Below are 6,903 nucleotides of genomic sequence, written 5' to 3'. Positions count from 1 at the left end.
GAAGCGTCCAAGACTACTTTTGGATACTTTACTCGGTCAGCGTAAGCGATCGTTAATACAGCATATTTTGCGACCTATTTCAATAGCAGGGTGCTAGATTTATGGAGAGCGATCGCTTGCTTTTGCTCTAAACGCTACTATCGTAAGTATCACTGGGAAAAAGTCCAGTTGTATCGATTATTCGGGAATCATGAACTTCAAGATCGGGTGTGCAGTTTGGGGTCACAAAAGTTGGGTTGGCGAATTTTATCCCAAAGGAAGTAAATCAGCAGAATTTCTACAGCTTTACAGCAAGCGCTTCACTACAGTTGAAGGCAATACAACATTCTATGCCGTGCCCGATCGCGAAACGGTGGCACATTGGGCATCACAAATGTCACCCGAATTTGAATTTTGCCCAAAGCTACCGCGCCAACTCACACACAACAGCTTGCTAGAACCCTCAATTCCCGGTGCTTTAGCCTTTTTAGAACAGATGCAGGTTTTGGGTAAGCACCTTGGCCCCATCTTCGCCCAACTTCCCCCCAGCTACGAACCCGCCTCTGTAAAAGACCTCGCCGCCTTTCTCAATGCTTGGCCTCGGAGTGAAGCACCCTTAGCTGTTGAAGTCCGCCATGCTGACTGGTACAAAGAACCCCACGCGAGTCATCTCAATGCCCTCCTGCAAGAACTGGGGGTTGGACGAGTGGTATTAGACACCCGACCCGCCTACAGTGGTTCAGCTAGCTACGCACAGCAACCTGTAGACCCACGAAAGCCCAAGGTGCCAATGCAACCTGTTGTTACTGCACCATTTAGCCTAGTGCGCTTTATCAGCCATCCCGACAAAGACGTGAATCAGCCTTTTATGGAAGAATGGGTGAGTTTGGTTGACCAGTGGTTGCAATCGGGTCAGCGTATCTACTTCTTCATGCATTGCCCAATTGAAAAGTATTCTCCTGGAAATGCTCGTCACTTTCAGCAATTGCTGGAACAGTGTGGTGCTCCAGTTCCGCCTTTACCCTGGAATAGCATTGACCAAACACCAATTCAGCTGAGTCTTTTCTAATCGATCTTCTCTATAACAACCCCATCAACAACTTCGTAACCCCACTGAGGATTTCGGTCTGCTAGTTGCTTAGCTGCATGATACTCACCTAAATGACACAGTTCAACCAACTGTTGATAACCATCCTCTTTCTGTTGTTGCAATTTAGCCCTTTGTAGTTTTTCTTTTTCCTGCGGTGAAATATTAGGGCGTCCTAAAGCCATGACATCAATTTTGCCAATTTTTTCCATAATTTATCGGCTTAAAAAGGAAGTACATCTACGACATTACCATCAACAATTCCATATCCCCATTCTGGATGTTCAGCAATTTGACGTTCAACCAGAGTTCGACCCATAGAAGTTTTATAAGCCTCTTGCAAAGCAGAAATCGGAGGAACATTGCCGCGTGATTTGGAAGTTTCATCCTCAATATTCTCCTCTGCTACACTCTGCTCAGTAGGTAAGTCAGAACTAGAGGATGGTAGGGAAAATTGAGGAGTGATCGCAGATAATTTATCAACCACACTTTGTGTGGTAACTTGAGGTTTAGTGGTAAATGAGGGTGGGAGATAGGGCGTTTTTACTCCTAGCTGCTTCGCTTTGAGCGCCTCATCAGCCATGCGATCGCATTTCCTCAAAAATCCTTCCCATAAATCTTTGCCAAGCACTGGGTTCCTCAAATCAGAACGTGCTCTAGATACAGCTACTTCTAATGGCTCTCCTTTTTGCAGGTAATACTGAGTGCGTTCCTCTTCAAATGCTGGATAGGGAACTCCTGGCTCAATCTCCCAATCTCGCTTAACTTTTTGACTTTCTCCTAAGGGAATTCCTGAAACAAATTCATCCCAGAACGGGGACACTAGCCCTTTTGTCATACCGTCTACAATACGAAAAACCCATCCACCAGGGTTCTCTACTCCCTGGTTTTTGAAATATTCCAATAACGCTCGTTGAAATTCCTCAAATTGTTCACGAGACTCCCAAGGCCCGCTAAATTGATAATGAGGGGTCACTTTAACAGCAACAGGTTGACGACGCACGGGGAAAAACTTATCCGTTTTAACAATCCGAGTGGAGGGAGGCGAGTCTTCAATTCCTTCTATAGAAGTTGATTTTGAGCCAGAACTATGAGCTGGGTGGATTGTCTCGCTGTTAATAGTATCCTGTCTCTCTACTTTCGCAGGCGTCACAACCTCTAGGATAGGTTCAGTTGTTATCTGTGAAGATAAATTGTTGGATGTAGCCTGAGATGAATTAGATGGTTGTAAAGTTATTTCGTGTCTGGGAGAACAAGAAGAAAGATTAGAGCCTTCTTGCCAAAAATCGTTTAATCTTTGTTCAAGAGCGTCAATATCTGCCCAAAACTCCAGCGTGTCACTCGAACCACTAACGACCCGTTCTTTGAGGAGCGATCGCTTCACCAGTTCACTTCGCGCCAATTCCTGTTCAATGCGACTTAAAGCCGTTTCCTTTTCAATTTCATCAATGGTCGTTCTTACCCACTGATTAGGATGTCTCAATTGGGACTGCCAGTGAAATAGCTGGCAAAAAAGGACAGAAGCCGTCACCCCACCTGTTACTTTCGCCAAATTGGGGTAGTAAGCTACTGAATTTCCTAGATTCCGCCACAATACTCCTAGTTTCACTCGTTTTGTCTCCTAACAGGCGGCTAAGTTCGGCACCAACCGCAGCAAGCTTACCCCCGTAAGTCCTAGGATATCTTATCGGTTCCTCACTTCTGGCTCTGACTGGAGCGATCGCACCTTTCGTCTACCAACTCTCGTCTTTTGCATCAATTGCTATTCGGAGACAACTTGGTAGATTTTGACCGATTGCATACGTCCTTTGAGCTGTACACTGCCGATAAATTGAGTGGAAAATTTGCCCTGAATATGATGGTATGTTTCTTCACTAATCAAAATCCGGCAAATTCCGTCATCAAGAGATTTATCGTAACTTTCTAATCGTGCGGCTATGTTGACACTGTCTCCAATTGTGGTGTAATTGAGTCGTTGGCGAGAGCCTACACTGCCCGTTACCACAGTGCCCGTGGCAATTCCCACGCGCATGGCGACGGTTGGAAGTCCTTTTTGCTGCCATTGCTGATTGAGTGATCGCAACTTAGCTCCCATATCCAAAGCGCACGTTACGGCAGTGATCGCATCTTTGGCAATCTCCTCTGGTAGAGTTCTGGGGATGGGAATGCCAAACACCGCCATTACAGCATCTCCAATAAATTTATCCACCACTCCAGCATGGCCGAGAACGCACTGAGCCATGACATTCATGTATTCTTGGAGCCAGACCATCAGCGTTTCTGGCTCGGTTTCCTCGGTAATCGTGGTGAAGCCTTTTAAGTCAGTAAAGAGTACGGTTGCGGTTAGTTTCTGGCCTTTCAGTTGTCCATCTTTGAGCAGCCGCTGGCGATTGTGCCAAATGACTTGGGCGATTTTGGGGGAGATGTGTTGCCCTAATAGATGCATCACCGCTTGGCGGTCTTCTCGTTCGCTATAGGCTATATAGGCTGTAATGGCAAAACCTGACCCTGCTAGGGCTAGGAGTGGGGGAATCAAGGGTATCCACCAGCTTGCCAGTAAAGCGAGGTACACACCAAGGGTAAGAGTACCACCAACCAGTAAAATACCAACCACTTTTGTGCGGATGTGGAGTAACCGACTACCCAAAATTGCGCCGACAAACGACCACAGAACAATCCACAACCACTCTACGGGTTCCGACCAAACCTGGAGGAGAGGACGCCCATCGAGTGCAGCACTCAAAAGTTGGCTGATAATATCGGCGTGGATTTCGATGCTATAGGGTGCCGCCAGGAGACTGTTACTGTAGGAAGTGAAGAAACGATCTTTGACACTTTCTGCCATTGAACCAATTAAGACGATGCGATCGCGCATCAAATCTGCTGGAATTCGTCCTTCCAGCACCTCGGCGATCGATACGGTGCGGTAAACCTGGCACGCTTGCAGTTTTCGCCTACAGGCATGGTTGCGAAAGTTCAACAAGATTTGGTAACCGTTAGTATCAGCACGGACGTAACCGCCATCATTGGGTTTCATTCGAGCCAAAACGGCTTTACCCAAACCATTTTTATTGTTGGGTTCAATCTGTCGCAGAGTAATGCCTTCAGCATTTAGATATATCAAAGCCAGCATCCCAGCTAGGCATTGTTTCGTTTCGCCATTTTTGAATGTAATTGCCAGCAATGCCCGACGTATCTTGCCATCTTCATCTAATACCATATTGGCAGTACTAACCTGACCTAACTTGCTCAATGTTGGCGGTGGAGCGACAGACTCGCCATAGGAATCTTTAACAGCTTTTTCGACTCCAATTAGGTTGGGTGTGGATTCAAAGGTTTTAATTAATTGTTCGTGACCGGGTGGAACAGGTAAATCTCGAAACAAATCCAGACCAATGGCTCTGGGTTGTTGTTTCTTGATTTTTTCCAACAATTGTGATAAAACGGCATCAGAAATTGGCCACTGTTTTGTCTTTCTAATATCTTGTTCGGTAAAAGCAACAATTACAATGCGTGAATCGGTAGGTTCAAAGGGACGCCAGCGGAAAAATTGATCTAACGTGGCCCATTCTAGGAGTTGCAATACCCCGGTTAAGCGCACAGCGATGGTTAATCCTGCCACGGTAGGAACTGCGATTAATATCCCGCGCCAGTGTTCAAAAAAACGTCTTAATTTATTCCCCATTTTACTTATGTATAGGACTAAGATAATACTGTTCAATTATCGATTCGATCCCCCCCAGCCCCCCTTAAACAGGGGGGAGAATTTCTTCAAAGTCCCCGGAGCAAAAAACAGCGTTCGCGAAGCGTTCTCCGAAGGAGTAGCATCCTCTGGCTTCCCCCTTTTTAAGGGGGACGGGAGGGGGATCTCCTTGGGGAATTTAGGGGGATTTCCGCTTTATTAGTTAAAGGATGTTTAATATAGGTTCTCAATAGCCCCCCTTTTTAATGAGGGTTGGGGGGAGCTAAATCTGTAGCCAATTCAAGCAAAACCCTCTCCCTCCTTAGAAAGGAAGTTAAGGCTTTTGTCAGGGCGCATCCCCAATGTGTAAATTGCCCCTCAGCGTCGCAGTCTGGGGCTATTCCATTCCAAGTCCGCCTGCGCGGACTAATACATCGACGCTGCGGGGGCAGCGTCAGTTTCGTGTAGCCGCGATTTCGCCTGGTATTTTTGCACAATCGGGATGCACTCTTTATCAAGGCAATTCACGCTCAGCTACTCAACCTTTAGAGTACAGCACTCGAGTAGAGGTGCTTTAGAAATCTCACCTAGTTTTACAGAATCTGACTTGAGCAAGTTCTGCCACATAGCTGCTACCTCAGGTTGAGAGTGCCGTTGCTCTGCCAGGGTTGTTAAAAGTTCGTGCCAAATGCCGTATTCTCCGTACAAGGCTGCACGCTGTAATGGTGTCTTTTGCTGCTCTAAAGCCTTCACAAGATTTGGCTCAGCTTCGATTCGCTTAACCCACCCTAATGCTTCTGCATTTCCTGAGCTATCTGAAGCTTTCTGTCCAGAAATTTCTCCTGCTGAGTTATTAGAATTGCAAATTAGCCTAAAATACCACTGATACAACTTCCCCGTCTTTAGCGATCGCTCAGCTGGAAGTTTAATCCTAACAATACCGGGACGACCAGGAAGGTTGATTTTGGTGTAGTAAAAATCACTATACTTGTTTTCACCCGTTTGCTCATTCACGATCAACTCCGCCTCCTGTGCAGCAGTTTGAGGTACATAAACAAAAAATGTCGGATGTTCGCTGATCGTTAAGGTTGGATAATCGGTTATCTTTTCTCCCTTGTTTTTCGTTAACCCCTGTTTAGTGCCTGGTGTCAACGGGGTTAGATTATTGGTATCTTGGGGGCAATTTCCACGCGATCCTCCCGACGCGGTTCCCTGCGGTTCTCCTGGAGGAGGGTTGAAACCGACAAGTCCTGATGAACCTTTTAAAAAGTTTTTGGTTGCTTGAGATACAGGATGTGACTGCGCCTGTACTGGGATGGGGAGTTGAGAAAGGAATGCCATCACTGAGTAAAGAACTACTGAAAGCGTTACTAAATGTAACGAAGACTTCTTATGACGCAGGACGAACTTTCTGTAATTCATGGGCAGCAGTACGGCTCTCCCGTACTTATGGTGGAAATCCCCCAATCACTGATAGTTTGCCAGAAAATGTTGTTTTGAAAGTATTACCGCAGACTGATTTTAGGAATATCTGGTTAGCTTATCAATTAAGTACGGGAGAGCCAACATTACTAGTCCAAACTAAGAATAACTGGAATTTTCTCAATTAGGAGATTCTATGAAGCCAGTCATCCGAGTAGTCGGTTCGCTGCTTACAGGCCTGTTTTGGTGTGGAATTGCGCCACCCTATCAAGCACAGGGGCAACCGATTCAAGCGGCGACGGATGGTACTGGTACTGTTGTTACTCGTGATGGCAACCGCTTCGATATTCAAGGTGGAACTCAAGCGGGTTCTAATCTGTTCCAAAGTTTCCAGCAATTTGGACTTTCACAAGGGCAAACCGCTAATTTTTTGTCTAATCCTGGAATTTTGAATATCTTGGGGCGGGTGGTTGGGGGTGAACCTTCGATTATTAATGGTCTCATTCAAGTCACTGGGGGGAACTCGCATTTATATTTAATGAATCCTGCCGGCATTGTGTTTGGCACAGGGGCGAGTCTGAATGTGCCTGCCTCGTTTACGGCGACGACGGCGACGGGGATTGGTTTTGGTTCTCCCCCCTTTACAAGGTGGTTCAATGCTGTTGGTAGTAATGACTACCAGAGTTTAATCGGCACTCCAACTACGTTTGCTTTTGATATTGCACGACCGGGA

General features: G+C 46.3%; 7 protein-coding genes. 3 read left to right on the top strand and 4 right to left on the bottom strand.

All coding sequences use genetic code 11. The features are described from left to right. Nucleotides 1-190 precede the first annotated feature (190 nt). A complete protein-coding gene (locus V6C93_RS15135; RefSeq protein WP_333477498.1) occupies nt 191-1,048 on the top strand; it encodes a DUF72 domain-containing protein in 858 nt (285 codons plus the stop codon). Here V6C93_RS15135 and V6C93_RS15130 read toward each other — a convergent pair. The 4 genes from V6C93_RS15130 to V6C93_RS15115 form a co-directional block, all read right to left on the bottom strand. Continuing rightward, nucleotides 1,045-1,278 carry a hypothetical protein gene (locus V6C93_RS15130; RefSeq protein ID WP_333477497.1) on the bottom strand — a complete coding sequence of 78 codons (234 nt, stop codon included), beginning with the start codon at nt 1,276-1,278 and terminating at the stop codon, nt 1,045-1,047. The two genes, V6C93_RS15135 and V6C93_RS15130, sit on opposite strands and share 4 nt — an antisense overlap. 11 nt (nt 1,279-1,289) lie before the next feature. Then, complete coding sequence (locus tag V6C93_RS15125) at nt 1,290-2,675, bottom strand: hypothetical protein (RefSeq protein WP_333477496.1); 1,386 nt, start codon at nt 2,673-2,675, stop codon at nt 1,290-1,292. Between the two features lie 153 nt (nt 2,676-2,828). After that, nucleotides 2,829-4,751 (bottom strand): adenylate/guanylate cyclase domain-containing protein, encoded by a 1,923-nt coding sequence (locus V6C93_RS15120; RefSeq protein ID WP_333477495.1) that lies wholly within the window; start codon nt 4,749-4,751, stop codon nt 2,829-2,831. Nucleotides 4,752-5,282: 531 nt separating this feature from the next. Further along, nucleotides 5,283-6,089 carry a DUF928 domain-containing protein gene (locus tag V6C93_RS15115; protein ID WP_333477494.1) on the bottom strand — a complete coding sequence of 269 codons (807 nt, stop codon included), beginning with the start codon at nt 6,087-6,089 and terminating at the stop codon, nt 5,283-5,285. On the opposite strand from V6C93_RS15115, the gene V6C93_RS15110 reads away from it, so the two are divergent. Next, the gene (locus V6C93_RS15110; RefSeq protein ID WP_333477493.1) at nt 6,083-6,358 is read left to right on the top strand and encodes a hypothetical protein; all 276 of its coding nucleotides are present in this window, start codon (nt 6,083-6,085) and stop codon (nt 6,356-6,358) included. The genes V6C93_RS15115 and V6C93_RS15110 overlap by 7 nt on opposite strands. Before the next feature lie 8 nt (nt 6,359-6,366). Continuing rightward, nucleotides 6,367-6,903: filamentous hemagglutinin N-terminal domain-containing protein (locus V6C93_RS15105; RefSeq protein ID WP_333477492.1), on the top strand; the 537-nt coding region annotated here is incomplete at its 3' end.

Source organism: Allocoleopsis sp., assembly GCF_036703385.1.
Taxonomy (GTDB): domain Bacteria; phylum Cyanobacteriota; class Cyanobacteriia; order Cyanobacteriales; family Coleofasciculaceae; genus Allocoleopsis.
This window is presented reverse-complemented; position numbering and strand designations above follow the sequence as displayed.